The 25,461-nt window shown below is 70.4% G+C and carries 25 protein-coding genes; 13 read left to right on the forward strand and 12 right to left on the reverse strand.

Annotation, left to right across the window (positions count from 1 at the left end; translation table 11 throughout):
* The first annotated feature begins 58 nt into the window (after positions 1–58).
* Together AB0B94_RS11585 and AB0B94_RS11590 are read left to right on the forward strand one after the other, a co-directional pair.
* Complete coding sequence (locus AB0B94_RS11585; RefSeq protein ID WP_357273864.1) at positions 59–802, forward strand: neutral zinc metallopeptidase; 744 nt, start codon at positions 59–61, stop codon at positions 800–802.
* Between the two features lie 120 nt (positions 803–922).
* Positions 923–1,579, forward strand: coding sequence for an HAD family phosphatase (locus tag AB0B94_RS11590; protein ID WP_238672359.1), 657 nt, complete (start codon positions 923–925; stop codon positions 1,577–1,579).
* A 91-nt stretch (positions 1,580–1,670) separates the two neighbouring features.
* Here the strand turns inward: AB0B94_RS11590 and AB0B94_RS11595 are convergent, their stop codons facing one another.
* From AB0B94_RS11595 to AB0B94_RS11610, 4 genes are all read right to left on the reverse strand, one after another.
* Complete coding sequence (locus AB0B94_RS11595) at positions 1,671–4,226, reverse strand: FtsX-like permease family protein (RefSeq protein WP_357272431.1); 2,556 nt, start codon at positions 4,224–4,226, stop codon at positions 1,671–1,673.
* Positions 4,226–4,993, reverse strand: a complete 768-nt coding sequence (locus AB0B94_RS11600) for an ABC transporter ATP-binding protein (RefSeq protein ID WP_030332873.1) — start codon at positions 4,991–4,993, stop codon at positions 4,226–4,228. Before AB0B94_RS11600 ends, AB0B94_RS11595 begins: the two co-directional genes overlap by 1 nt.
* Positions 4,994–5,348: 355 nt before the next feature.
* Positions 5,349–6,035 carry a response regulator transcription factor gene (locus tag AB0B94_RS11605; protein WP_357272477.1) on the reverse strand — a complete coding sequence of 229 codons (687 nt, stop codon included), beginning with the start codon at positions 6,033–6,035 and terminating at the stop codon, positions 5,349–5,351.
* A 205-nt stretch (positions 6,036–6,240) separates the two neighbouring features.
* The gene (locus tag AB0B94_RS11610; protein WP_357272493.1) at positions 6,241–7,155 is read right to left on the reverse strand and encodes a PD-(D/E)XK nuclease family protein; all 915 of its coding nucleotides are present in this window, start codon (positions 7,153–7,155) and stop codon (positions 6,241–6,243) included.
* 77 nt (positions 7,156–7,232) lie between these two features.
* On the opposite strand from AB0B94_RS11610, the gene AB0B94_RS11615 reads away from it, so the two are divergent.
* Genes AB0B94_RS11615 through AB0B94_RS11625 form a run of 3 tightly spaced genes read left to right on the forward strand, consistent with a single transcriptional unit; the run spans position 7,233 to position 10,004 of the window.
* The gene (locus tag AB0B94_RS11615) at positions 7,233–8,387 is read left to right on the forward strand and encodes a site-2 protease family protein (protein WP_357272502.1); all 1,155 of its coding nucleotides are present in this window, start codon (positions 7,233–7,235) and stop codon (positions 8,385–8,387) included.
* A 44-nt stretch (positions 8,388–8,431) separates the two neighbouring features.
* A complete protein-coding gene (locus tag AB0B94_RS11620) occupies positions 8,432–9,385 on the forward strand; it encodes a tRNA (adenine-N1)-methyltransferase (RefSeq protein WP_357273872.1) in 954 nt (317 codons plus the stop codon).
* A 46-nt stretch (positions 9,386–9,431) separates the two neighbouring features.
* Positions 9,432–10,004, forward strand: coding sequence for a hypothetical protein (locus tag AB0B94_RS11625; RefSeq protein WP_091408625.1), 573 nt, complete (start codon positions 9,432–9,434; stop codon positions 10,002–10,004).
* A gap of 50 nt (positions 10,005–10,054) precedes the next feature.
* Here AB0B94_RS11625 and AB0B94_RS11630 read toward each other — a convergent pair whose 3' ends face one another.
* Positions 10,055–10,348 (reverse strand): ferredoxin, encoded by a 294-nt coding sequence (locus AB0B94_RS11630; RefSeq protein WP_091408893.1) that lies wholly within the window; start codon positions 10,346–10,348, stop codon positions 10,055–10,057.
* A gap of 178 nt (positions 10,349–10,526) precedes the next feature.
* Here AB0B94_RS11630 and arc point away from each other — a divergent pair, with 178 nt between their 5' ends.
* Positions 10,527–12,311 carry a proteasome ATPase gene (gene arc, locus AB0B94_RS11635; protein ID WP_030332887.1) on the forward strand — a complete coding sequence of 595 codons (1,785 nt, stop codon included), beginning with the start codon at positions 10,527–10,529 and terminating at the stop codon, positions 12,309–12,311.
* Positions 12,312–12,375: 64 nt separating this feature from the next.
* Here arc and AB0B94_RS11640 read toward each other — a convergent pair whose 3' ends face one another.
* Entirely contained in the window at positions 12,376–13,050 is a 675-nt protein-coding gene (locus tag AB0B94_RS11640; protein WP_357272527.1) for a GtrA family protein, read from the reverse strand.
* On the opposite strand from AB0B94_RS11640, the gene AB0B94_RS11645 reads away from it, so the two are divergent.
* From AB0B94_RS11645 to prcA, 7 genes are all read left to right on the forward strand, one after another.
* Positions 12,940–14,508, forward strand: coding sequence for a DUF2142 domain-containing protein (locus AB0B94_RS11645; protein ID WP_357272536.1), 1,569 nt, complete (start codon positions 12,940–12,942; stop codon positions 14,506–14,508). The two genes, AB0B94_RS11640 and AB0B94_RS11645, sit on opposite strands and share 111 nt — an antisense overlap.
* 37 nt (positions 14,509–14,545) lie before the next feature.
* The gene (gene dop / locus AB0B94_RS11650; protein ID WP_357272547.1) at positions 14,546–16,063 is read left to right on the forward strand and encodes a depupylase/deamidase Dop; all 1,518 of its coding nucleotides are present in this window, start codon (positions 14,546–14,548) and stop codon (positions 16,061–16,063) included.
* 113 nt (positions 16,064–16,176) lie between these two features.
* Positions 16,177–17,403: an acyltransferase gene (locus tag AB0B94_RS11655; RefSeq protein ID WP_357272554.1), complete on the forward strand. Its 1,227-nt coding sequence runs from the start codon at positions 16,177–16,179 to the stop codon at positions 17,401–17,403.
* A 109-nt stretch (positions 17,404–17,512) separates the two neighbouring features.
* A complete protein-coding gene (locus AB0B94_RS11660) occupies positions 17,513–17,728 on the forward strand; it encodes a ubiquitin-like protein Pup (protein WP_030332902.1) in 216 nt (71 codons plus the stop codon).
* Between the two features lie 20 nt (positions 17,729–17,748).
* Positions 17,749–18,429, forward strand: coding sequence for an endonuclease VII domain-containing protein (locus AB0B94_RS11665; protein WP_357272568.1), 681 nt, complete (start codon positions 17,749–17,751; stop codon positions 18,427–18,429).
* A complete protein-coding gene (gene prcB, locus AB0B94_RS11670) occupies positions 18,348–19,187 on the forward strand; it encodes a proteasome subunit beta (RefSeq protein ID WP_210781714.1) in 840 nt (279 codons plus the stop codon). The genes AB0B94_RS11665 and prcB overlap by 82 nt, the downstream gene beginning before the upstream one ends.
* Before the next feature lie 58 nt (positions 19,188–19,245).
* Entirely contained in the window at positions 19,246–20,085 is an 840-nt protein-coding gene (prcA, locus tag AB0B94_RS11675; protein ID WP_238672314.1) for a proteasome subunit alpha, read from the forward strand.
* A 47-nt stretch (positions 20,086–20,132) separates the two neighbouring features.
* Here the strand turns inward: prcA and AB0B94_RS11680 are convergent, their stop codons facing one another.
* The 6 genes from AB0B94_RS11680 to rfbB are packed head-to-tail and all read right to left on the reverse strand — an operon-like array spanning position 20,133 to position 25,412.
* Positions 20,133–21,161 (reverse strand): glycosyltransferase family 2 protein, encoded by a 1,029-nt coding sequence (locus AB0B94_RS11680; RefSeq protein ID WP_357272591.1) that lies wholly within the window; start codon positions 21,159–21,161, stop codon positions 20,133–20,135.
* Positions 21,158–22,468 carry a polysaccharide biosynthesis protein gene (locus AB0B94_RS11685; RefSeq protein ID WP_357272599.1) on the reverse strand — a complete coding sequence of 437 codons (1,311 nt, stop codon included), beginning with the start codon at positions 22,466–22,468 and terminating at the stop codon, positions 21,158–21,160. Before AB0B94_RS11685 ends, AB0B94_RS11680 begins: the two co-directional genes overlap by 4 nt.
* Positions 22,465–23,166, reverse strand: coding sequence for a glycosyltransferase family 2 protein (locus tag AB0B94_RS11690; RefSeq protein WP_357272610.1), 702 nt, complete (start codon positions 23,164–23,166; stop codon positions 22,465–22,467). The genes AB0B94_RS11685 and AB0B94_RS11690 overlap by 4 nt, the downstream gene beginning before the upstream one ends.
* Positions 23,159–23,530 carry a DUF2304 domain-containing protein gene (locus tag AB0B94_RS11695; RefSeq protein WP_139584287.1) on the reverse strand — a complete coding sequence of 124 codons (372 nt, stop codon included), beginning with the start codon at positions 23,528–23,530 and terminating at the stop codon, positions 23,159–23,161. The genes AB0B94_RS11690 and AB0B94_RS11695 overlap by 8 nt, the downstream gene beginning before the upstream one ends.
* Entirely contained in the window at positions 23,527–24,414 is an 888-nt protein-coding gene (rfbD, locus tag AB0B94_RS11700) for a dTDP-4-dehydrorhamnose reductase (protein WP_357272624.1), read from the reverse strand. The genes AB0B94_RS11695 and rfbD overlap by 4 nt, the downstream gene beginning before the upstream one ends.
* Positions 24,411–25,412: a dTDP-glucose 4,6-dehydratase gene (gene rfbB / locus AB0B94_RS11705; protein WP_357272634.1), complete on the reverse strand. Its 1,002-nt coding sequence runs from the start codon at positions 25,410–25,412 to the stop codon at positions 24,411–24,413. Before rfbB ends, rfbD begins: the two co-directional genes overlap by 4 nt.
* Between the last annotated feature and the right edge of the window lie 49 nt (positions 25,413–25,461).

Here is a 25,461-nt window from a genome sequence, read left to right on the forward strand (position 1 = left end):
TTGCGGTCCTATCGTCGGGGTACTACCAGCCTGAGTACCGATGTCTGGGGAGGCACAGTTGGCGGCACGGTTCGGACGCGACGCGCGGGGCCCGTTGGCGGGTCTGCTGATCGCCGCGCTGGTCTCCCTCGCCTGCGCCGGCGGTGGGCTGGCCGAGCCGGAGGCCGAGCGCCCCGGGGCGAACCCGTCGGCAGCCTCACCGGGGCCGAGCACCACCCGGGCCGACAGCACCACGAGCGTCGCCGAGTTCGAGCAGGACGTCGCCGACGCGCAGGCCGTCGCCGAGCGGTACTGGGCGGCCCAGTTCAAGGAGTCCGGGCAGCGCTTCCAGCCGATCCGGCGGATCATCCCCTACCAGCGCGACGGCGAGGTGTCCTGCGGTGGTCAGGCGTTGCCCCGCAACAACGCCGTCTACTGCTCGCGGGGCGACTTCATCGCGTACGACGTCGCCTGGTCGGTGGCGGCGTTCCGCCAGGTCGGCGACGCGTTCGTGTTCTACCTGCTCGGACACGAGTACGCGCACGCCATCCAGGTGCGGCTCGGCATCAACTACAGCTTCACCATCCAGCAGGAGTTGCAGGCCGACTGCATGGCCGGGGCGTACCTCGGCGACTCGGTGCGCTCGGAGGCCCTGACCCTCGCCGAGGGTGACCTGGACGAGTTCCGGGAGGGGGTGGCGGCGGTCGGCGACGACCCGGACCAGCCGTGGTTCGCGGAAGGGGCGCACGGCACCGCCGAGCAGCGCACCGACATGTTCTTCCGGGGTTACGAGGGTTCCCTGAAGGAGTGCGACCTGGGCTGAACGGGTTGCCCGGATCACCCTGGCGCCCGTTGCCGCCACCAGCCCCGGCGGCTGCTGGCAGGATCGCCGGTGTCGGTCACGACCCTGGAGGTTCCGCTGAGCAGCCATCACCCCGCCGCTGTGCTCTTCGACATGGACGGCACGTTGGTCGACAGCGAGAAGCTGTGGGACGTCGCGTTGCAGGAACTCGCGAAGGAGTACGGCGGGGAACTCTCCGTCGACGCCCGCCAGTCGATCATCGGCACCGCCATGGCCGAGTCGATGCGCATCCTGCACGACGACCTGGGGCAGCCCGAACGGGATCCGGAGATCAGCGCGGCGTGGATCAACGCCCGGATCCTGGAGTTGTTCCGCACCGGCCTGCCCTGGCAGCCGGGGGCGTTCGAGCTGTTGCGCGCGGTCCGCGCGGCGGGAATCCCCACCGCGCTGGTCACCTCCAGCCCCCGGGCGCTGGTCGAGATCGCCCTGGACACCCTCGGTCGGGACAACTTCGACACCGTGGTCGCCGGCGACGAGGTGGTCGCGGCCAAGCCGCACCCCGAGCCGTACCTGACCGCGGCCCGGCTGCTGGGTGTGCCGATCGAGCGTTGTGTGGCGATCGAGGACTCACCGACCGGGGTGGCCAGCGCGCTCGCCTCGGGCGCGGCGGTCCTGGCCGTACCGGCGGAGGTGGCGTTGCCGAGCACTGTCGGCGTACACCAGGTGCAGAGCCTGACCGGCGTCGACCTGGCGCTGCTCGCGGAGCTGCTGACCGATCGGGCCGCGGCGACCGGCTGACCGGCCCACCGCAGGCCCGCCGCGCACAGCGAAGTACGGACGGCCGAGGCCCCCGGTCGCGGATGGCGACCGGGGGCCTCGGCAGTGCCGATCAGTCGTGGGCGATGGCGCCCAGGACGTTGATCCGGGCCGCCCGCACGGCCGGGAGCACCGCGGCCACCACGCCGATGATGGCGGCGAGGCCGAGGAAGACACCCATCTGCCCCCAGGGCAGGATCAGGTCGGTGATGCCCTCGTCCTTGAGGGCCTCGACCACAGCGGCGCCGAGGCCGGTGCCCACCGCCACGCCGAGCAGCGCGCCGAACACCGAGATCACCACCGCCTCCACGGTGATCATGCCCATGGTCTGGGACCGGCGCAGGCCGATCGCCCGCAGCAGACCCAACTCGCGGGTCCGCTCCAGCACCGACAGGGCCAGGGTGTTGATGATGCCCAGCACGGCGATCACGATGGCCAGCGCGAGCAGGATCTGGATCATCGTGAGCAGCCCGTCGAGCGAGCTGGTCTGCTGCTTGATGAACGCGTCCCGGTCGGCCACCGACACCTCGGGGCTGTCCGCGAGCAACGCCTCCACCTGCGGCTGGACGTCGGACACCCGAGTGCCCGGGTCCAGCTGGATGAAGCCCTGGATGGGCTGCGGGATGGCGAAGTCCTTCGCCGCGGTCACCGGCAGCGTCACCGGGTTGGTCAGCTGCGACGACTCGTAGATGCCGCTGATCGTGTAGGTGCGTGCCTCGCCCCGGGTCAGCTGCACGTTGACGGTGGAGCCCACCGACCAGCCGCGGGACGTGGCCGTGTCCGAGCTGGCGAGCATCTGGGTCGGCCCGAGCCGGTCGATGTCACCGGCGGTCGGCTTCGCGCCGAAGATCTGCCGCAGCGACGCGATGTCGCTGCTCGCCGCGACCCAGGTGCCCTCGCCGTCGATCCGCCCCATGTCGCCGTACTCGCCGTCGACCAACCGCACACCGGGCAGCGCCTTGGCCTGGTCCAGTACGCCCGGGTCGAACGTCGGCGGACGCGGGCCGCCCTGCTGGCCGGCGATCACCAGCTCGGCCTTGATGGTGTCCTGGGCGAGCGCGCTGATGCTGCCCTTGGCCGAGTCGAGGATCACCGTGACGCCGGTGACCAGCGCGATGCCGACCATCAGCGCGGCGGCCGTGATGGCCGTACGACGGGGGTTGCGCCCTGAGTTGAGCCGACCCAGCTGGCCCGGCACCGACCAGGAGAAGATCGCCCCGAGCAGGCTCACCACCGGCCGGCTGATCAGCGGGGTCAGCAGCGCCACCCCGATGAAGGCGAACAGCACCCCGCCGAGGATGGTCGACAGGGTCTGACCGCCGGCGTTGCCACTGAGCCCGAGGAACAGCAGCACCGCGCCGACGCCGGTGACCAGCGACCCGGCCACCGTGACCTTGGTCAACGGTCGGTCCGGGGTGGCCACGTCCTGCATGGCAGCGATCGGCGGGATCCGGGACGCCCGCAGGGCCGGCAGCAACGCCGCCACCACGGTGATCACCAGACCGACGGCGAACGAACCGATCACGGCCGCCGCCGGCACACCGATGCCGGCCAGGGTGAGCCCACCGGCGAGCTTGCCGAACAGGTACGCCAGCAGCGCGCCCACCCCGATGCCGGCGGCGAGGCCGAGCACCGAGGCGATCAACCCCACCGCGATGGCCTCCAGCACCACCGAACCGATGATCTGCCGGCCGCTGGCCCCGATGGCGCGCATCAGCGCCAACTCCCGGGTCCGCTGCGCCACGATGATCGAGAAGGTGTTGAGGATCAGGAAGGTGCCCACCAGCAGCGCCACAGCGGCGAAGCCGAGCAGGATCTTGTTGAAGAAGGACAGGCCCTCCTTCAGGCTGGCCGAGGCGTCCGCGGCCACCTGCTCGCCGGTCTTCACCTCGAAGTCCGCGCCCAGGGTGCGGGCCACCTCGTCGCGCAGCTTCTCGTCGGAGACCCCGTCTGCGGCCTGCACGGTGATGCTGCTGAACACGTCCGGCTCGCCCAGCATCAGCCGTTGCGCCACCGGGGTGGTGAAGAAGACCTCGTTGACCCCGCCGATCGAGTCCCGGTCACCGCTGTAACCGAAGACGCCGACCAGTGTGAATTCCCGCTTCTTCGACTCGAAGGCGGTCAGCACGCCGACCTTCTGGCCGACCTGCACCTTCGCGGCGGTGGCCAACGCCTTGTTGATGACGATCTCGTCCTCGGCCTGCGGCGCGCGCCCCTCACGCAGCTTCAGCAGCTCGCTCTCACCGGTCCAGTTCTCGCCCAACTGCGGCGGGCCGAACGAGGTGACGACCTTGCCGTTGCTGCCGATCACCCGGGCGCCGTCGGCGTTGACCACACCGGTCGCCGAGGCCGCCCCCGGCACCTGCTTCACCCGGTCCACCAGGGCGGCCGGCAGCGGGGCGACTGTCTGCTCGCCCTCCATCTCGTTGACCTGCACCTTCGGCTTCGCCGCGACGTTGACGTCGATCTCGGAGAAACCGTCGGCGAAGACCGAGTCGAAGGATCGACCCAGCGTGTCGGTGAGCACGAAAGCGCCGGAGACGAACATCACCCCGAGCACCACCGCCAGGCCGGACAGGATCAGCCGGACCTTACGGGCCAGCAGACTCTTCAGCGTCGCGCGGAACATCAGTTGCCCACCTCGGCCGGAGTGTCCAGCTTCTTCATGGTGTCCAGCACCGTCTCGGCGGTCGGCTCGATCAGCTCCGAGACGATCTCGCCGTCGGCGAGGAAGACCACCCGGTCGGCGTACGCGGCGGCCGTCGGGTCGTGGGTGACCATCACGATGGTCTGGCCGTGCTCCCGAACCGAGTTACGCAGGAAGTTGAGCACCTCCGCGCCGGAGCGCGAGTCCAGGTTGCCGGTCGGCTCGTCCGCGAAGATCACCTCGGGGCGGGAGACCAGCGCCCGGGCGCACGCCACCCGCTGCTGCTGCCCACCGGAGAGCTGTGCCGGCCGGTGGTCCAGCCGGTCCTTCAGACCCACCGTCTCGATCACCGTGTCGTACCAGGCCGGGTCCGGCTTGCGCCCGGCGATCGACAGCGGCAGCAGGATGTTCTCCTTGGCGGTCAGCGTCGGCAGCAGGTTGAACTGCTGGAAGATGAAGCCCACCTTGTCGCGGCGCAGCTTCGTCAGCCCCGCGTCGCCCAGCCCCGTGACCGTCGTCTCACCGATCGACACCGTCCCCCGGGTCACCGAGTCCAGACCGGCCAGGCAGTGCATCAGCGTGGACTTACCGGAACCCGACGGGCCCATGATCGCGGTGAAGCGGCCACGTTCGAACTCCGCGCTGACCCCCCGCAGCGCGATGACCTGAGCCTCGCCGCTGCCGTACACCTTCCACACGTCGTTCGCCCGGGCCGCGGCCTGCGCCTGCTGGCCTACCGTCGCGGTCACGTCATCTACCTCTTCCGTCTGTCCGAAAATGCACGCCGCCCCCCGATGGTCCGGCGCGACTGTTCAATCATCGGTGCTGCATCCGCCCGCCCCGTCCGACCCTGGGGGGACCTGGTGCGGATTTCCCGCTGCGGGTGCACCCCCATGTCGGATCAGGGTTGCCCCTGAGTCGACGGCCGGTCGACCGTTTTTCACCTCGGCGGCGGGCGGCAGCACCGACACTTGCACCTGACGCCACAGGAGGGTCAACCGAACTACGCCATCTCCGGTCACGGTAGGTGACGACGGCAACGGCAGCCGTCCCCCCACGGAGGGATCTTCGAGTACGCCGGGTGAGGTACCCAGGCCGGCGGAACTACGCCCGGGGGCGGACCAGCCCCGACTCGTACGCCAGCACCACCGCCTGCACCCGGTCGCGCAGCCGCAGCTTGGTCAGCACATGCCCGACGTGCGTCTTGATGGTGGTCTCGCTCACTGACAGGACCGTCGCGATCTCGGCGTTGGACAGCCCCCGGGCGACCTGCACGAGCACCTCGCGCTCCCGGTCGGTGAGCGCGTTGAGCGTCGCCGACGGCGTCGCCGCCGGATCGGGCAGCAGTTCGGCGAAGCGGTCCAGCAGTCGCCGCAGGATCCGCGGTGTCACCACCGCGTCCCCGCCGGCGACAGTGCGGATGGCCGCGATCAGATCCTCGGCCGGCACGTCCTTGGCCAGGAACCCGCTGGCGCCGGCCCGCAACGCGCCCACCACGTACTCGTCCAGGTCGAAGGTGGTGAGCACCAGCACCCTTACCGGCAGCCGGGCGTCGACGATGGCCCGGGTCGCCGCCACCCCGTCCATCCGGGGCATCCGGATGTCCATCAGGACGACGTCGGGCAGCAGCCGGCGGGACAACTCCACCGCCTCCACGCCGTCACCGGCCTCCGCCACCACGTCCAGGTCGCTCTCGGCGCCCAGCACCATCCGGAACCCGGTCCGCAGCAGCGGCTGGTCGTCGGCGAGCAGGATCCGCACCGGCCGCGCCGAGGGCGCCTGATCGCTCATCTCGTCTCCCGTCCCGCCGACGTCGTGGCGCGCACCGGTCATCCTCGCGCACCGGAGCCGGTACGTCGCGGATCACCGTAGAGGCCGGCCGGTCACGCTGTCCCGACCGCGGCGGCGCCGCCGCGGTCGGGTCGGCGCCGGCGGCGTGCGGCAGGCGGTCCCGGTGGCCCGAACGGCCGCAAGGTACGCGTCGCTCAGGAAGCCGTCACTCGTCGGCGCCCGGCGCCACCGGGGTGGCCCGGGAGTCACGCAGCGGGTCGGCGTTCGCCGCGGCGACCGGGAACGGCGGCGGGGTGCCGCCGAAGCTGGGACAGAGCGCCTGGTGGCTGCACCAGTCGCAGAGCCGGCTCGGCCGGGGCCGGAAATCCTGCCGGGCGGTGGCCTGCTCGATGGCCCGCCACAGCGCCACCACCGTGCGCTCGAAGCGGACCAGCTCGTCGGCGTCGGGGGTGTAATCCAACACCTCGGCGTCGCGCAGGTAGAGCAGCCGCAGCACCCGGGGCACCACCCCCCGGGTGCGCCACAGCACCAGGGCGTAGAACTTCAGCTGGAACAGCGCCCGCGCCTCGAACGCCTCCCGCGGGGCGCCCCCGGTCTTGTAGTCGACCACGCGCAGCGCGCCGTCGGGCGCGACGTCGAGCCGGTCGAGGTAGCCCCGGATCAGCAACTCCTCGTCGACGACCGCGGAGATCAGGCTCTCGCGTTCGGCCGGCTCCAGCCGGGTCGGATCCTCCACCGCGAAGTAACCCTGCAACAGCCCGGCGGCGGAGCGGAGGAACTCCACCGGGCCGGCCGGCTCCGCGCCGTCGAAGATCCCGGCCAGCTCCGGCTGCTCGGTGACCAGCCGGTCCCACTGGGGGGCCACCAGGTCACCGGCCGCCTCCGGTGTGCGGCCGGTGGCTGGCAGGTCGAACAGGCGCTCCAGCACCGCGTGCACCAACGTGCCCCGGGCCTGCTCGATGGTGGTGCGCTCGGGCAGCCGGTCGATGCTGCGGAACCGGTAGAGCAGCGGGCAGGTCTTGAAATCCGCCGCCCGCGACGGGGACAGCGAGGCCCGCACCGTCGGCGGCGCCTGCGCCGCGGGGGAGGGCTGGGAGGTGGTGACCGAATCCGCCGTCATGTCGGCAAAGGTTAGGGCACCGGTGTGACACCGACCGCCGCCCGCCCCACCCAGCGACGGTCCGTAGCATCGTGGCGATGGAGCAGACAACCAGGCCGCCACGCCGACCGGACCGACGCCTCGGCCTGAACGTCGGCAGGGTGTTCGGGGTGCCGCTGCACCTCAACGGCTCCATGGTCCTGCTCGCGCTGCTCATCGCGGTGCTCTACGGCGAGTTCGCCCGCCGACAACTGGACCTGCCGCAGCTCAGCGGCTACCTGATCGGCTTCGGGTTCGTGGTGTCGCTGCTCGGCTCGGTGCTGCTGCACGAGCTGGGCCACGCCCTCACCGCCCGGCGGTACGGCATCGGTGTGCGCGGGATCACCCTTGAGCTGCTCGGCGGTTACACCGAGATGGACCGGGACGCCCCGTCGCCCCGCGTCGACCTGCTGGTCTCGCTGGCCGGCCCGGCGGTCTCCGCGGTGCTCGGCGTCCTGGCGGTCGCCGCCACGCTCGCCCTGCCCGAGGGGACCGTGGCGCACCAGCTCGCCTTCCAGCTCGCGGTCAGCAACGTCATCGTGGCGGTGTTCAACAGCCTGCCCGGGCTGCCGCTCGACGGCGGCCGGGCGCTGCGCGCCGCCGTGTGGGGTCTCACCCGCGACCGGCACCTCGGCACCGAGGTCGCCGGGTGGGCCGGCCGGGTCGTCGCCGTCGGCACCGCGGCCCTGGTCCTGCTGCTCACCGTCGAGCGGCGGCTGGCGCCGCTGGCGCTGCCGCTGATGCTGCTGGTCGCCGTCACCCTCTGGCGTGGCGCCGGGCAGTCGATCCGGGCCGCCCGGGTCAGCCGCCGGTTCCCGCTGATCGACCTGGCCCGGCTGGCCCGTCCGGTCTGGCCGGCGGCCACCGGTACGCCACTGGCCGAGGCCCAGCGCCGACGCGACGAGAGCGGGCAGCCCGCCGCCGCGCTGCTGGTCACCGACTCCACCGGTCGACCGGTGGCGCTGGTCGACCCGGCCGCCGCCGAAGCGGTGCCGCTCGAGCGCCGACCGTGGCTGGCGGTGGACGCCGTCGCCCGGTCGCTGGGCACCCTTCCCACGTTGTCGGTCGGGTGGGACGGCGAGCGGGTGATGGAGGCCGTACAGACCCACCCGGGCGCACAGTACGTGGTGACCTCAGGCGAAGATGTCGTCGGCATTCTGCACATCGCGGACCTGGCACAGCTCCTCGAACCCAACCGGAAGATGACACCGTGACCGCAACTCCCTCCACCGTCGCCGCCGACCCCGCCAACCCGGCGCTGACACCCGTGCACCGCGGGCCGTTCCGGCCCGGCGACCGGGTCCAGCTGACCGACCCCAAGGGGCGGATGCACACAGTGACGCTGGAGCCCGGCAAGGAGTTCCACACCCACCGCGGCATCCTGGCGCACGACGCGCTGATCGGGCTCCCCGACGGCAGCGTGGTGAGCACCTCCGGCGGCGGCACCGCGTTCCTGGCCCTGCGGCCGCTCCTGTCGGACTACGTGCTGTCCATGCCGCGCGGCGCCCAGGTGATCTACCCCAAGGACTCGGCGCAGATCGTGGCGATGGGCGACATCTTCCCCGGCGCGAAGGTCCTCGAGGCCGGCGCCGGCTCCGGAGCGCTGAGCTGCTCCCTGCTGCGCGCCGTCGGCACCGAGGGTGAGCTGCACTCGTTCGAGCTGCGTGACGACTTCGCCCAGATCGCCAAGCGCAATGTCGAGGCGTTCTTCAACGGGCCGCACCCCTCGTGGAACCTGCACGTCGGCGACGTCGCGCAGTGCCGCGAGACCGGCTTCGACCGGATCATCCTGGACATGTTGACCCCCTGGGAGACCCTCGACATGGTCGAGCGGGCACTCGTGCCCGGCGGGGTGTTCATCGGCTACGTCGCCACCACACCGCAGCTCTCCGAACTCGTGGAGGCGCTGCGCGAGCGCGGCGGCTGGACCGAGCCGCGGGCCTGGGAGTCCCTGGTGCGCGACTGGCACGCCGAGGGCCTCGCCGTCCGTCCGGACCACCGGATGATCGCGCACACCGCCTTCCTGGTGTCCGCGCGCAAGCTGGCCCCGGGGGTCACCGCGCCGCCGCGGCGGCGCAAACCCAGCAAGGGCACCGAGGCGTACGCGCAGCGCCGCCAGGACCTGCGCGCGGCGGAGGCGGCCCGACAGGCCGCCGCCGCGCAGGCCGCGGACGCGCGACCCAACGGTGCGGGGGAGATGGACAGGCCGTGACCATCGAGCTGGGTGTCGGCAGCGCCGAGCACTGGGAGACGCTGGCATGAGCCGACCGGGCTACGGCGGTGGAGACCTCCCCGCGGTCTTTCCCGACTGGTCGCCCTACCAGGATCTGGAGTCGGCGGCGCGGGCCTACCTGCGCGACCCGGACGTCGCCCTGGAGGCGCTCGGCGGCGTGCTGCGCGGCGCGTCGGTGCTCGGCTTCACCCTGGAGCGCTTCGTCAACGAGGTCAACGGGGTGTGGCAGGAGGTCGTGGTCTGCGACGGCAGCCGGCTGATCCTCTGGCACGGCGAGGACGTCCCGCCGGAGGAGGGCCCGCCGGGCTCGATGACCTCGTCGCTGCGGGTGGTGCCGGTCTCCACAGTCACCGAGGTGGGCTGCCGGCGGCGGCTCAACCGTGCCGAGAGCGGCGAGATCCGGGTCGACAGCATCGACGTCTACCTGCTGCTCACCTCGTTGGACGAGGCGCCGCCGAGCGAGGAGATGGCCGGCACGCCCCGGCACGACGCGTTGCGCTTCGGCAAGACCCTCGACGACGGCGGGGCCGGGCAGATCGCCCGGTTGGAGGAGTTCGCGCGGTTGGTCGCCTCGGTGGTCGGCCGTCCGATGCTCTGAGGCGTACCCCGAACTGGGCCCGGCCGGGCCGTCGTGGCCCGGCCGGTGGGTCAGTCTTCCTCGGCGTCCGGGCCGGCGACCTCGACGCCGTCGCCGCGCACCACGTGGATGCAGTCGCCCGGGCACTCCTTCGCGGAGTCGATCACCTCGAGTCGCAGGTGCGCGGGGACGTCGACCCGACTGCCCGGTGCCATCCGCAGCTCACCGTCGACGCCCTTGACGTAGGCCAGGCCGTCGATGTCGAACTCGAAAACCTCCGGCGCGTACTGCACGCACAGCCCGTCGCCCGTGCAGAGGTCCTGGTCGACCCAGACCTGCAATTCGTCGGTCGCGACCTCGGCCACCTGTGCACCCCCCATGTTCTCCCGTGCCACGCTCCGACGGTACCCGAACGCCGGTAACGGCCCGTCAGGCCACCCTTGGCGATCAAGGTTCGGTGACGAGGGTGTTGCGTGGGACCGAATCGGCCTCATAGCGGCTAGTGTTAGGGCAGAACGTTCAAGCCCCCCGGGGAGGTGGGACGTGGCAGCACGTAGCGACGACGCGGACTCGCGCGCCGCACGGTGGGAGAAGGAAGCCCACGATCTCTCCACGCAGGTCGCGTTCCTGCAAGAGGAACTCGCCCTGGTGCGGCGCAAGTTGACCGAAAGCCCCCGACACGTCCGGCAGCTCGAAGAGCGGCTGGCGGCCACCCAGGCACAGTTGGCGCGGCTGACCGAGAACAACGACCGGCTGGTGAGCACCCTCAAGGAAGCTCGCACGCAGATCGTGACGCTCAAGGAGGAGATCGACCGGCTCGCGCAACCGCCGAGCGGTTACGGGGTCTTCCTGGCCAAGCACGAGGACGGCACGGTGGACGTCTTCACCGGTGGCCGCAAACTGCGGGTCGCGGTCTCGCCCTCGCTCGACGTGGGTGACCTGCGGCGCGGCCAGGAGGTCCTGCTCAACGACGCGCTCAACATCGTCGACGCGTTCGGTTACGAGCGGGTTGGCGAAGTGGTGATGCTCAAGGAGATCCTGGAGGGGCCGAACGGCGGGCCGGGCGACCGGGCGCTGGTGGTCTCCCACTCCGACGAGGAGCGCATCGTGCACCTCGCCGAGACGCTCATCGGCTCGGCGATCCGGGCCGGCGACTCGCTCATGATCGAGCCCCGCTCGGCGTACGCGTACGAGCGGATTCCGAAGAGCGAGGTCGAGGAGCTGGTCCTGGAGGAGGTGCCCGACGTCGACTACGGCGACATCGGTGGCCTCCAGTCGCAGATCGAGCAGATCCGCGACGCGGTGGAGTTGCCCTTCCTGCACGCGGACCTGTTCCGCGAGCACCAGCTCCGCCCACCGAAGGGCATCCTGCTCTACGGCCCACCCGGCTGTGGCAAGACGCTCATCGCCAAGGCGGTGGCCAACTCGCTGGCCAAGAAGATCGCCGAGCGGCAGGGCAAGGAGAAGCACACCAGCTTCTTCCTCAACATCAAGGGCCCGGAGCTGCTCAACAAGTACGTCGGTGAGACCGAGCGGCACATCCGGCTGATCTTCCAGCGCGCGCGGGAGAAGGCCGGCGAGGGCACGCCGGTGATCGTGTTCTTCGACGAGATGGACTCGATCTTCCGGACCCGCGGCTCCGGTGTCTCCTCCGACGTGGAGAACACCATCGTCCCGCAGCTGCTCAGCGAGATCGACGGCGTGGAGGGGCTGGAGAACGTCATCGTCATCGGCGCCTCCAACCGGGAAGACATGATCGACCCGGCGATCCTGCGCCCCGGTCGCCTCGACGTGAAAATCAAGATCGAGCGTCCGGACGCCGAGGCGGCCAAGGACATCTTCTCCAAGTACATCCTCTCCGGGCTGCCCCTGCACCCGGACGACCTGGCCGAACACGGCACCGACCCGCAGGCGACAGTCGCGGCGATGATCGACGCCGTGGTGCTGCGGATGTACTCGGAAACCGAGGAGAACCGGTTCCTCGAGGTCACCTACGCCAACGGTGACAAGGAAGTCCTCTACTTCAAGGACTTCAACTCCGGCGCGATGATCCAGAACATCGTCGACCGGAGCAAGAAGATGGCCATCAAGGAGTTCCTCACCTCGGGTCGCAAGGGGCTGCGCCTTCAGCACCTGCTCGACGCCTGCGTCGACGAGTTCCGCGAGAACGAAGATCTCCCCAACACCACCAACCCCGACGACTGGGCGCGCATCTCCGGCAAGAAGGGCGAGCGGATCGTCTACATCCGCACGCTCGTCTCCGGCGGCAAGGGCGCCGAGGCCGGCCGGTCCATCGAGACCGCCAGCAACACCGGCCAGTACCTCTGACCCCAACAGCGAGGGTGCCCACCATCCGGTGGGCACCCTCGCTTCGGGTATGTCAGAGCGTCGGTCAGGCAGCGAAGATCCACCGCTTCGACACCACGTAGTTCGCCGCCGACAGCGACGCCGTCACCAGCAGCTTCGCCAGCAGGTACGGCGTGCCCGCCCAGGTCAACGCGGACACCAGGACCACGTTGGCGGTCAGGTTGGCGAGGACCAGCGCGAAGTAGCGCCCCACCTGCGGCACCATCTGGGCGGACGAGCCGAACGACCACGCCCGGTTCAGCCCGAAGTTGACCCAGAACGAGGTCAGGAACGACATGCCGGCCGCAACCGGCAGGACAATCCGGAGAACTCCGTGGTACACGAAGAGTGATCCCGTGTCCACGGCAACGCTCAGACCTCCGACGACCAGGAACCGCACAGCACTGTGTCGGGACAGGTGGCGGACGGAATCGGCAACAGGTGACAGCAAAGAGTTCTCCAAGGGGGGACCCGGAGCGGTGAGGACGACGAGGGAGTCTATCGTCTGTCCATCCACCCAGCGGGGCCTGCCCGCGCGAGCCGCGAGGTTGACGTGCCTGATCCCGGAAGAGTGACGCCGCCGGCCACCGACGGAAGCCCGGCAGCCACAATGAGTACAAGCCGACGGCACTGGGCCCTCGCCTTCGCCGCATTCTTCCTGATCATCTTCGCCTGGTCGATGGCCGCCCCCTACGACGGCACCCCGGACGAGCGCGAGCACATCGTCCGGGCGGCCGGTGTCGCCGCCGGGCAGATCGCGCCCCCTCCCGCCGATGCGAAGAAGGGCACCGGCGCCTTCCAGACGGTCCCCGGCGGTCTCGTCCGCGAGCAGTGCTGGCAGTTCAAGAAGGAAGTCTCGGCCGCCTGCGCCCAGCCCCCCGGCAGCGACGACACACCGACCCGCGCCGGCACCGGCGCCGGTCGTTACTTCCCCGCCTACTACGCCCTCGTCGGCGCGCCCACGGTGCTCTGGCCCGGCTGGTCCGGCGTCCTGCTCGCCCGCATGATCAGCGCCCTGTGCTGCGCCGCGCTGCTCGCCAGCGCGTACGTCGTGATCCGCAACCGCTCCCGCCGCGGCCTCATGATGGGCGCCCTGCTCGTCGTCACCACCCCGATGGCCGTGCACATGGCCAGCGCGGTCAACCCGAACGGCCTGGAGATCGCCGCCGGCATCGCCTTCTTCAGCGCTGTCATCCCCCTGCTGCTCGGCCCACCCGGCCCACGGCGCGGCCTCCTCGTCCTCGTCGGAATCAGCGCGCTGCTCCTCGCGGTGCTGCGCCAGACCGGCCCGCTCTGGCTGGCGACCGCCTTCGTCGCGTTCGCCTTCCCGTTGCGCCGCAGCAACCTCCTCGGCCTGCTGCGGGACCGGGCCGCGCAGCTCTGGGCAGGCGGCATCGTCCTGTCGACCCTCGCCGTGCTCGCCTGGTCCGTCCGCCAACAGACCTCCGACCTCGGCAACTACTCCGCCGACCGGCTCACCTACGGGCAGGCCGCTCTGCGCGAGGCCGACCGGTGGCGGGGATACCTCGACCAGATCGTCGGGGTCACCTCCTGGCTGGACACCCGGATGCCCGCCCCGCCGTACCTGATCTGGCAGCTCGTCGCCGGAGCGCTGCTGCTCATCGGGGTCGTCTGGGGCAGCACGCTCGACCGGTGGCGGCTGCTCGTGCTGCTCGGCGGCGGCGTGGCCGTCCCCTCCCTGATGCAGATCGCCCTGGTCAACGAGAGCGGCTTCGTCACCCAGGGCCGATACATGCTGCCCATGCTGGTCGGTGTCCTGCTCTACGCCGCGTGGATCGCCGAACAACGCGGCTTCGAGATCGCCCGGGCCCGCTCGTTCACCCGGCTCGCCGTGCTGCTCCTGCTGCCGATCCAGCTCTTCTGCCTGGCGTACACGATGGTCCGCTGGCAGAACGGCCTGCCCGCCAACATCGGGCTGAGCAGCCTCAACCCCCTAGCCGGCGACTGGCATCCGGTGGTCGGCTCGGTGATTCCGCTGCTGAGCGCCAGCCTCGGTCTGGTGCTGTTCGGGTGGCTCGTCTGGACCACCCGCCCCGCGGTTACCGACGAGCCGACGTCGCCCGCTGAGCATTCCGACACCGAATCCAGCGAACTGTTCCGGCCCGCCGGCACTCACCTGCAGAGTGCAGGTGCTCAGGGCGGACTACGCTCGACCTGACGGGGGACCGGGTCGGGCGAGCGAAGCGGGTAGGTCGATGAGCGTAAGACGGATCATGGGCACCGAGGTCGAATACGGCATCTCCGTGCCCGGGCAGGCCGGAGCCAACCCGATGGTCACCTCATCGCAGGTGGTCAACGCCTATGGGGCACGCCCGGAACTCAACCGGGGCGGCCGGGCCCGGTGGGACTACGAGGAAGAGTCACCGCTGCGCGACGCTCGCGGCTTCACCTACTCCGGCGCCGCGTACGACCCCGCCGAGGCTCTCGCGGACGAAGACCTCGGCCTGGCCAACGTGATACTCACCAACGGCGCACGGCTCTACGTGGACCACGCTCACCCCGAATACTCCACCCCCGAGGTCACCACTCCCAGGGACATCGTGCGCTGGGACAAGGCCGGCGAGCGGGTGATGGCCGAGGCGTCCCGCCGGGCCGCCACCATCCCGGGCACCCAGCCGATCCACCTCTACAAGAACAACACCGACAACAAGGGCGCCAGCTACGGCGCCCACGAGAACTACCTGATGCGCCGGCAGACGCCGTTCGCCGACATCGTGGCGTACCTGACTCCGTTCTTCGTCACCCGGCAGATCGTCTGCGGCGCCGGCCGGGTCGGCATCGGCCAGGACGGCGGCCAGAGCGGCTTCCAGGTCTCCCAGCGCGCCGACTTCTTCGAGGTCGAGGTGGGGCTGGAGACCACCCTCAAGCGGCCGATCATCAACACCCGGGACGAGCCGCACGCCGACGCCGACAAGTACCGCCGGCTGCACGTCATCATCGGCGACGCCAACCTCTCCGAGATCTCCACCTACCTCAAGGTCGGCACCACCGCGCTGATCCTCACCATGATCGAGGAGAAGGCCCTCGGCGCCGACCTCGGCATCGCCGACCCGGTCAGCGAGCTGCGCGCCGTCAGCCACGACCCCTCTCTGACGCACCGGATGCGACTGCGCGACGGTCGTCGGCTCACTGCCCTCGACCTGCAATGGGCGTACCTGGAGCGGGTCCGGTCCTTTGTCGACGACCGGTACGGCACCGACGCCGACGAGCAGACCATCGACGTGCTCGACCGCTGGGAGAGCGTCCTGGACCGGCTCGGCCGGGATCCGATGCTCTGCGCCGACGAGCTGGACTGGGTGGCCAAGCTGCGGCTGCTGGAGGGCTACCGGGAGCGGGAGAAGCTCGGCTGGGGCTCGCACAAGCTCCAGCTCGTCGACCTGCAATACTCCGACGTCCGGCCGGAGAAGGGCCTCTACCACCGCCTGGTCAGCCGGGGGGCGATGAAGACGCTGCTCACCGACGACGAGACCCGCAGCGCGATGACCGAGCCGCCGGAGGACACCAGGGCCTACTTCCGCGGCCGCTGTCTCGCCCAGTACGCCTCCGAAGTGGTCGCCGCGAGCTGGGACTCAGTGATCTTCGACGTGGGCCGGGAGTCGTTGGTCAGGGTCCCGATGATGGAGCCGGAGCGGGGCACCCGCGCGCACGTCGGGGCGCTGTTCGACCGCTGCGCCAGCGCCAAGGACCTGCTGGAGACACTGACCGGGGGCTGAGATCCGGTGCCTCCACCGGCAATCACCGTGTGGCATGCTAGGCCGTCCCCCGATCCGTCGACCCACACGGTGATGCGATGCTCCCCTCAGCCCGGCAGGTTGGCCTGCGTGCGATGACCGCTGTACCGCTGTCGAACGCGTACGCCGGGCGTGCCAACAGTTTCGGCTTTCTGCGGCTCTGCTTCGCCGTGGCGGTCGTCCTCGCGCACACCGCTGTGATCGGGTACGCCCGACCGTTGACCGAGGTCGTCGACGTGGCCGGTCTGGGGGTGGCCGGCTTCTTCGGCATCTCCGGCTTCCTCATCACCCGGAGCGCCCGGCGGGCCAGCCTGCCCCGCTACCTCTGGCACCGCGCCCTGCGGATCTGGCCGGGCCTCTGGGTGTGTCTGCTGTTCATCGGCTTCGTGGTGGCCCCGATCGTCTGGTACGCCGATCGCGGCAATCTGGACGGTCTGTGGCGGCACCCGGCCGGGGTCATCAACTTCCTGCAGGCGAACTGGTGGGGTGGCTACCGCCAGCAGGGGATCATGGACGTCTTCCGGGACACGCCGTACGGCGACCTGGTGCGTAAGAGCGTCCTCGACGGCTCACTCTGGACGCTCAGTTACGAGATCTTCTGCTACCTGATCGTGGCTTCGCTGGCCGTGGTGGCGGTGCTGCGTCGTGCCCGCTGGCTGGTGCTCGCGGCCGCCGTTCTCGTCTTCGGTCTGCTGCTCTGGAACCAGTACGAGGCGCTGCGCTTCGGCGGATCGACGTACTTCACCAGCGGCTCCGTCGGTACGCTGCCGCTGCTCGGCGCGCTCAGCAAGATCTGGTTTTTGCGGTTCGGCTTCATGTTCCTGGTGGGGGCCGTTGCGGATCTGTACAGCGACAAGCTGCCCATCAGCGACGTCCTCGGCGTGCTCGCCATCGTCGTGGCCGGCTGGCAGACCCTGGAGGGCCACCTGTTCGGCCCGGCGTTGCTCGCCTACGAATACGCCATCCTCTACCTCGCGGTCCGGTTGCCGCGGCTGCTGCACCGCGTGGGCCAGAAGAACGACTACTCGTACGGCATCTACATCTACTCCTTCGTCGTGCAGCAGATGCTGGCCTGGCTGGGGGCGGCTGCCTGGGGCTTCGTCGGCTACTTCGCTGTGGTCATGGTCTGCACCGTCTTCCTGGCGTTCCTGTCCTGGCATCTGGTGGAGAAGCAGGCGCTGCGGTTCAAGGACTGGACGCCCCGCCTGCGGCGCGGGGCACCACCGGCGCCGGCGTCGGGGGAGGAGCAGCGTGAGCCGGAGCGGGTGCCGGTGCCGGTGCCGGCCTCGGCCCCGGCCGACGCGTCGGCACCTCGGAGCTGACCGCTTCGCCGCAATCGAACGCCCCCGCACCCGAACACGGCGGACGTGAGGGCTTTCTGTCGCCTGCGCGGGGTAGATTTCATCCCAGACGATCGTGGAGGAGACAGCCATGGCCACTCATGACAGCGGCGGTCAGTCGCAGTCCGGCAAGTCCCGTCAGGGCGAGGAGATCGAGGACGTCACCACGGAGGCCAACCCCGAGGTGGCCGAGCGGCACGCCGAGATCACCGAGGACGTCGACGACCTCCTCGACGAGATCGACTCCGTGCTCGAAGAGAACGCCGAGGAATTCGTGAGGGGATACGTACAAAAGGGGGGTCAGTAGACAAAAAGGCCAATTCGCACATGACCCTCCCCGGGGAAGATCAACGGCGGTGCCGCGACTGCGCCGAGTGGAAGCCGCTGGCCGACTTCTGCTCCAGCAGTAAACGACCAAGCGGTCGCGGTAGCTACTGCAAGCCATGCTTCAACGGACGGTCGAAGGCCAGCTACGCGAAGCGGGTAGAGGAGAAGCACGGACGGGAGGTCCGGGTAGCGCGGGAGGTCCCGGAAGGACACCGCTTCTGCGTGGGCTGCGGGACGGCCGAGCCATCGGCCGAGTTCCCCCGTAACCGTTCGGACAGCACCGGCTACGGCACATACTGCAAGCCGTGCCACAACAACGGCCGTACTCACGAGACCAAACAGCGGCTCTACGGTGGCAACCGCGAGTACCACCTGCGGCGGCGGTACGGCGTGGGCGAGAAGGAGTTTCAGGAGCTCCTGGCCGAGCAGGGCGGGGTCTGCGCGATCCGTGGCGGCGCCGACCCGCAACATCTGGACCACGATCATCGCACCGGATGGGTGCGCGGGATACTCTGCTTCAACTGCAACGGTGGTCTTGGCCAGTTCCGTGACAGTCCCATGAGGCTGGCCAGGGCGATCACGTACCTGAGAGGAACCACGTGGCAGCGGGCTTTGATCCATCCGGGCGTCTACCAGATGTGTTCACCAACGCGGGGACGTCCTCCTTCACCACGTTTCTGAGTCGGGTGGCCCCCGAGATGTTGCCCGGTCGGCGACCGCTGCCACCGGGCATGGCCGCCGACCTGGCGCCGCACGCGACCACCATCGTGGCCATCGCGGCCGCCGAGGGTGTGGTGATGGCGGGCGACCGACGGGCCACCATGGGCAACCTGATCGCCCAGCGCGACATCGAGAAGGTGCACCCCGCCGACGCCTACTCGCTGGTCGGCATCGCGGGCACCGCCGGTATCGGCATCGAGCTGATGCGACTGTTCCAGGTGGAGCTGGAGCACTACGAGAAGATCGAGGGCGCGATGCTCTCGTTGGACGGTAAGGCCAACCGGTTGGCCTCGATGATCCGGGGCAACCTGGGGGCGGCCATGCAGGGGTTGGCAGTGGTGCCGCTCTTCGCCGGGTTCGACCTGGCCGCCGCCGACCCGGCGCGCGCCGGTCGGATCTTCAGCTTCGACGTGACCGGTGGCCCCTACGAGGAGACCGGCTACGACGCGATCGGGTCCGGGTCGCTGTTCGCGAAGTCAGCGTTGAAGAAGCGGTTCCGGGCCGGGTTGTCCGTCGACGACGCGACGCGGCTGGCGGTCGAGGCGCTGTACGACGCCGCCGACGACGACACCGCGACCGGTGGGCCGGATCTGACCCGCCGGATCTATCCCGTGGTGATGACCGCGACCGCCGAGGGCACCCGCCGGCTGACCGACACCGAGACGGCGGCTATCGCCGAGGGTGTGGTTGCCGGCCGGATGGAGAACCCGGGCGGTTGAGACCCGCACCTCACCAGTCAGCAGTCGTCAGCACAGCGCCGTAAGGAGAACCGCCGACGTGGCCATGCAGTTCTACGCCTCTCCCGAACAGATCATGCGCGACCGCTCCGAGTTGGCCCGCAAGGGCATCGCTCGGGGTCGCAGCGCGGTGGTCCTCAGCTACTCCGGCGGGGTCCTCTTCGTCGCGGAGAACCTCTCCAGCGCCCTGCACAAGGTCAGCGAGATCTACGACCGGATCGGGTTCGCCGCCGTCGGCCGGTACAACGAGTTCGAGAACCTGCGCCGTGCCGGAGTCCGGATGGCCGACCTGAACGGGCTCAGCTACGACCGGCGTGACGTCACTGGCCGGGCCCTGGCCAACGCGTTCGCGCAGACCCTGGGTGCCATCTTCACCGAGCAGTCGAAGCCGTTCGAGGTGGAGATCTGCGTGGCGGAGGTCGGCGCCACCCCGGAGGCCGACGAACTGTACCGGCTGACCTATGACGGTTCGGTGAACGACGAGCCGGGGCGGATGGCCATGGGTGGTCAGGCCGAGGCGATCACCGGTGTGTTGAAGTCGCAGCATCGGGCGGACATGTCCCTGGCCGAGGCGGTCAGGGTGGCGGTGCAGGCGTTGAGCACCGTCGGTGGTGAGGGCGGTGCCGCCCGGACGATCGCCGCGAACCAGCTCGAGGTGGCGGTCCTGGACCGTCAGCGGATCGGACGGACGTTCCGGCGGATCACCGGTGCCGCGCTGACGGCTCTGCTGGACGGAGATGCGCCAGCCGAGGGGCAGGCGGCGGATGCGGCGGGCGGTCCCGCCGAGCCGGTCGTGCCGACCACTGAGGGGCACAAGCCGACCTCCTCGGCCGGTTCCGCGGACCTGGAGGACCGGCCCGCGGAGGGCGGCGAGCGCTAAGGTTTCGCCCGCTGGTGCCGGCCCCGAACAGGGGCCGGCACCAGCGGTCATCCTCGGCGCAGCAGGGGCCGGGCCAGGGCCCAGTAACCGCCGGCGACGGCGTTGAACGCGCCCAGGCCGGGTGTGGTCGGCACACCGGAGGGCGTGACCCGACCGGTCATCAGCTTCGCGATGACCCCGTCTGGCACCCGGCGCTCAGCCTGTAGCTGCCGTCGACGGCCGCGAACCCAGTCTCGGTTGCGCCACAACCAGCCCCAGCCCTGCAGCTTCTGCCGGGACCAGCCGCCGACGACCGCGGCGGTGAGCATTGCGGCCTCGGTGAGCAGCAGCGCCGGGGCGAGCACCAGGAGTGTCCGCGCCTCGTAGGCGGTGAGCAGGGTGACCAGTCGGTTCCGCTCGACCAGGTAGAGCTTCAGGGCGTTGCGGGAGAACTCGTAGTGGTGACGCACGACGGCGTCCGGCACGTACTCCAGCCGAAGTCCGCGCTGCCACAGTCGCAGGCTGAGCTCGGTGTCCTCGTGGTACGCGAAGTATTCGGCGGCGAAGCCGTCGAGTTCGCGCCAGAGCTTCCGGCTGATCACGAAGCAGCAGCCGCTGAGGGAGGGTACGGCCCGCCGCTCGGCGTGGTTGCTGGCCGGTTCGCCGTTGCCACCGGCCCAGGAGAGGCCGGTGAAGTGCAGCGGGTTACCGCTGGTGTTGATCAGCTCGGGGGTGTCGGCCAACCGGATGGACGCCATGGCCGCGCCTATGCCCGCTTCGGCGGCTACGGCGGTGGTCTTGGCCAGGGCATCGGGTGCGACGACGGCATCGGAGTTGACGAACGCGAGCCAGTCACCGGTGGCTTCCGCCGCGCCGACCCGGCAGCCGCCGGAGTAACCGGTGTTCTCCTCCGGTCGGATCACCCGTACCCCGGGGAGGCCCTTGACGATGTCGATGCCGTCCCCGGTGCAGCCGTTGTCGACGACGATGAGGTCGATCTCGACGTCGGTGCTGGCCAGCACCGCCTGGGCGGCGTCGACGAGATAGGGCTCCGGGCCGTAGGCGAGCATGACGGCGCTCACCCGGGGTCGGGTCATCGGATGCCTCCGGATGCGGCAGGGGCGACGGCCTCGGCGAGCGGCCGGGTGGGGGTGGTGGGTCGGCGGAAGCCACCGCGCAGCAGCATCGCCATGGTGGCGGCCACTATGACGGAGCCGATGGTGTACGCCAGCTCGACGCGCAGGGTGACCGTAGCCGGGATCAGCGTCACGGCGATCAGGGCGGCGACGCCGGCGGTCCAGGCGAGGGCCTGGGCGCGGTGCCGGTCGAGGGCGAGCAGGGCCTGGCCGAGCACCATCGCCCACAGGTAGGCGAGCGTGGCGGCAGCCAACCAGGCAAAGTCGCCGTGGCCGAGAACGCCGGGTGCGTCGAAGAGGGCGCCGACCAACCATGGGCCGAGCAGCACGGCGCCGAGGGCGCCGGTGAGGCCGAGTGCGGTGACGATGCCGAGCGCCCGGCGCAGCAGGCTGTGGAAGCCGGCCTGGTCGCCGGTGGTGGCGGTGGTGGCCAGGCCGGGCAGCAGTGACGCCTGTAGGGAGCCGAAGACGAACAGGGGGATGCGGACCAGCACGAGGGCGGAGAGCAGTGCGCCGGCGGCTGCCGCGTCGGAGGGCGCGAGCAGCTGCACGTTGATCACGCCGATGTTCACCACCACCTGGGAGAGCAGGCTGGAGGCGGTGAGCAGGCCGAGGCCACGCAGCAGGGTCGCCCAGGCCACCGGCGGGCCTCCGCCGATGGCGCGCAGCACCGGTGGCACTGTGAGCAGGACACTGACCAGCGGGGCGGCGACGAGCACGAGCCCGTACCAGACGGGCGACGTCACTCCGGCCAACCCGAGCAGGGCGACCATGATGATCCGCAGGCCGCCGTCGATCCCGAGTTGGGCGCCGTACCAGGGGAACAGTTGCAGGCCGGAGAGGACACCGCGGGTGGCGTAGGCGACGGCCATCGCGGCGAGTGCGCCGATCAGCACTGTGACCAGGTTGCCGTCACCGGCGAAGAGCTTGTCGGCGAGCGGCTGACGACCGATGGTGACGGCCAACACCAGCACCGCGAGCATCACGGCGGCGACGGTGACGCCGCGGGCCAGTACCGGCCCGGGGGGCAGCCCCTGGCTGTGTCGGGCGGCGACGACCCGGGCGACCTCCTGCTCGATCGGCATGAACACGCCGATGCCGAGGGTGAACACGATCGACCAGAGCACCGACAGGGACGAGTAGTCGGCCTGGCTGAGGCTGTGGCCGGCGACGGCGAGGTGAACGTAGGAGGCGAGCCCGAGAAGGGCCAGCCCGGCACCGACAGCGACGGTGCCGGGCGGGACCAGGCTCAGTAGCCGTCGGATCACCGGCGGATGAGCGCCAGCGTGAGAACGGCGAACGCGCGGCCGAGGTAGACCATCGCCTTGGCGGGGGAGTGGCTGGGTGTGCCCGCCATCCGCTTGCGCATGGCGACCGGCACCTGGCGGATGCGGTAGCCGCGGCGCGCGGTGTGCACGAGGGTCTCCACGGTGTCGCCGAGGTACTCGGCCGGGTACCAGCCGGCGAACATCTCGATGACCCGCCGGTTGGCGGCCCGGAAGCCGGAGGTGGTGTCGGTGAGCTTGGTGCGGGCGACGCGGGACAGCACGGCGGAGAGCATCACCATCGCCCAGCGGCGGGGGCCGCGGACGTTGTAGTCGCCCTCACCGGCGAAGCGGGCGCCGATGACGAGGTCGTTGTCATCGAGCAGGTCGACGAGCTTCGGCACGTACCGGGGGTCGTGCTGGCCGTCGGCGTCGATCTGGATGGCGACGTCGTAGCCGTTGTCGCGGGCGTAGCGGTAGCCGAGGCGCATGGCCCCACCGACGCCGAGGTTGTACGGCAGTTTGGCGACCAGGGCGCCGGCGGCGGCGGCGACGGCAGCGGTGCGATCGGTGGAGCCGTCGTCGACGACGAGCACGTCGACGCCGGGCAGTTCGCCACGGACCTCGCCGACGACGTCGGCGATCGAGCCCGACTCGTTGAGAGCCGGGATGATGATCAGTGTGCGCTTGCCGTTAACCATCGGTCGACACCAGTTCGTCTCGGGCTGCCCGGTCCGCGTCGATCTGAGCGCGGAGCAGGGCGAAATCTTCGGCCAGGGTGCGGGTCTCTTCTTCCAGGGCGCTGACCTCCCAGCTGAGGTGTACGCACACCAGCAGCAGGAAGACGATGCCGAGGAAGAGCACCAGGCTGACACCGGAGGCGACGCCGAGGAGTTCGGCGACGTTGTCGAGCAGCCGGGGGAAAAGGGACAGCGGAATCACGATGATCAGTACGGCGAGCCAGAGCATGCCGTACTTCTCGCGCAGCTGACGGCGGCGCAACAGCTCGACGATGGTGCCGAGGAGCAGCAGGCCGGTCAGACCGGTGACGAGGGTGAGCTTCATGCGACCTTCCACGGGGCGGGTGGAGCGGGGGAGTGGAACGCGTCAACCAGGGCGCTGTGCCAGTCTGGAAGCGGAGGCAGACCCACGGCTGCCCAGCGGCTGTGCCCTAGCACACTGTACGCAGGCCGTGGGGCGGGACGCGGATACCGGTCGCTGGTGGTGGGTCGGATCCGGTCCGGATCCAGTCCGGCCAGCGAAAACGCGGCGCGGGCCAACCCGTACCAGGTCGTCTGCCCGGCGCAGGTGCCGTGGTAGACGCCGGGCGTGGCGTGACCGGCCAGCGCCGCGTCGGCGAGCGCGACGAGCCGCTCGGCGAGCGCGTACGACCAGGTGGGTTGGCCGTGTTGGTCGTCGACCACGTCGAGGTGTTCGCGCTGGGTGGCGAGTCGGAGCATGGTGGCCACGAAGTTCGGGCCGTGCGCGCCGTAGAGCCAGGCGGTGCGCACGACGTACCCGGTGTCAGGCAGCAACCGCGCGACGGCCTCTTCGCCGACCAGCTTGCCGCGGCCGTAGGCGTTGACCGGCGCGGTGGGCGCGTCCTCCGGGTACGGGGTGTCCGCGTTGCCGGCCAGGACGTAGTCGGTGGAGACCTGGATGAGCCGGGTTCCGTCGGTGGCGCACGCCGCGGCCAGGTTGGCCACTGCGTGGCCGTTGACGGCGGTCGCCGCCGCCTCGTCGGCCTCGGCGGCGTCGACGTTTGTCCACGCGGCCGCGTTGATCACGAGGTCGTGCCCGGCGACGGCGGCGTGGACCGCCGCGCTGTCGGTGACGTCCAGGTCGGCGCGGGTGGCGGCGGTCACCTTGAGGTCGGGCCGTGCGCCCAGCACGGTGACCAGGTCCCGGCCGAGCATCCCGCCCGCGCCGGTGACGAGGAGTCGGGTCATGCGGTCGGCGCGGACTTGAGGGGTTCCCACCAGTTGCGGTTGTCCCGGTACCAGCGGACGGTGTCAGCGAGGCCCTGGTCGAGGGTGATGCTGGGGTGGTAGCCGAGCTCTTCGCTGATCTTGGTGATGTCGAGGGAGTACCGGCGGTCGTGGCCCTTGCGGTCGGTGACCGGCACGACCCGGTCCCACCCGGCGCCGCAGGCGTCCAGGAGCAGGCCGGTGAGTTCCTTGTTGGTCAACTCGGTGCCGCCGCCGATGTTGTAGACCTCACCGGCGCGGCCCTTCTGCTGGACGAGGGCGATGCCCCGGCAGTGGTCGTGCACGTGCAGCCAGTCACGGATGTTGCCGCCGTCGCCATAGAGGGGGACGGTGCCACCGTCGAGCAGGTTGCTGACGAACAGCGGGATGACCTTCTCGGGGAACTGGTACGGGCCGTAGTTGTTGGAGCAGCGGGTGACGACCACGTCCATGCCGTGGGTGCGGTGGTACGACAGCGCGAGCAGGTCGGAGCCGGCCTTGGAGGCCGAGTACGGCGAGTTGGGCGCGAGTGGCCAGGTCTCGGTCCAGGAGCCCTCGTCGATCGAGCCGTAGACCTCGTCGGTGGAGACGTGCACGAACCGGCTGGTGCCGTGGCGCAGCGCCGCGTCGAGCAGCGTCTGGGTGCCCAGCACGTTCGTGGTGACGAACGGCGCGGCGCCGGCGATCGAACGGTCGACGTGCGACTCGGCGGCGAAGTGCACGATCACGTCGTGCTCGGCCACCGTGGCGTCGACCACCACCGGGTCGCAGATGTCGCCCTGCACGAACCGCAGCCGCGGGTCGTCGCGGACCGGTTCGAGGTTGGCCAGGTTGCCCGAGTAGGTCAGCTTGTCCAGCACGGTCACGACGGCCGGCTCGAGCGGCGGCACACTGTCCGCACTGCCGAGGGGCTTGCCCAGCAGCAGGCGAACGTACTCCGACCCGATGAATCCGGCTCCGCCGGTGACGAGGATCCTCACGGGTCCGGAAGTATACGCGACGGGCGGCGCGCCCCCTGGTATCCGACCC

This window comes from Micromonospora sp. NPDC048986 (genome assembly GCF_040649335.1).
Classification (GTDB): Bacteria; Actinomycetota; Actinomycetes; order Mycobacteriales; family Micromonosporaceae; genus Micromonospora; species Micromonospora alfalfae.

Coding starts and splice junctions, on each gene's coding strand:
- AB0B94_RS11660 (WP_030332902.1), top strand. CDS start 17,513: ATGGCCACTCATGACAGCGGCGGTCAGTCGCAGTCCGGCAAGTCCCGT.
- dop (WP_357272547.1), top strand. CDS start 14,546: ATGAGCGTAAGACGGATCATGGGCACCGAGGTCGAATACGGCATCTCC.
- AB0B94_RS11695 (WP_139584287.1), bottom strand. CDS start 23,530: ATGAAGCTCACCCTCGTCACCGGTCTGACCGGCCTGCTGCTCCTCGGC.
- AB0B94_RS11690 (WP_357272610.1), bottom strand. CDS start 23,166: ATGGTTAACGGCAAGCGCACACTGATCATCATCCCGGCTCTCAACGAG.
- AB0B94_RS11655 (WP_357272554.1), top strand. CDS start 16,177: ATGACCGCTGTACCGCTGTCGAACGCGTACGCCGGGCGTGCCAACAGT.
- AB0B94_RS11680 (WP_357272591.1), bottom strand. CDS start 21,161: ATGACCCGACCCCGGGTGAGCGCCGTCATGCTCGCCTACGGCCCGGAG.
- AB0B94_RS11645 (WP_357272536.1), top strand. CDS start 12,940: ATGAGTACAAGCCGACGGCACTGGGCCCTCGCCTTCGCCGCATTCTTC.
- AB0B94_RS11665 (WP_357272568.1), top strand. CDS start 17,749: ATGACCCTCCCCGGGGAAGATCAACGGCGGTGCCGCGACTGCGCCGAG.
- AB0B94_RS11615 (WP_357272502.1), top strand. CDS start 7,233: ATGGAGCAGACAACCAGGCCGCCACGCCGACCGGACCGACGCCTCGGC.
- rfbD (WP_357272624.1), bottom strand. CDS start 24,414: ATGACCCGACTCCTCGTCACCGGCGCGGGCGGGATGCTCGGCCGGGAC.
- AB0B94_RS11595 (WP_357272431.1), bottom strand. CDS start 4,226: ATGTTCCGCGCGACGCTGAAGAGTCTGCTGGCCCGTAAGGTCCGGCTG.
- AB0B94_RS11605 (WP_357272477.1), bottom strand. CDS start 6,035: ATGAGCGATCAGGCGCCCTCGGCGCGGCCGGTGCGGATCCTGCTCGCC.
- AB0B94_RS11610 (WP_357272493.1), bottom strand. CDS start 7,155: ATGACGGCGGATTCGGTCACCACCTCCCAGCCCTCCCCCGCGGCGCAG.
- AB0B94_RS11625 (WP_091408625.1), top strand. CDS start 9,432: ATGAGCCGACCGGGCTACGGCGGTGGAGACCTCCCCGCGGTCTTTCCC.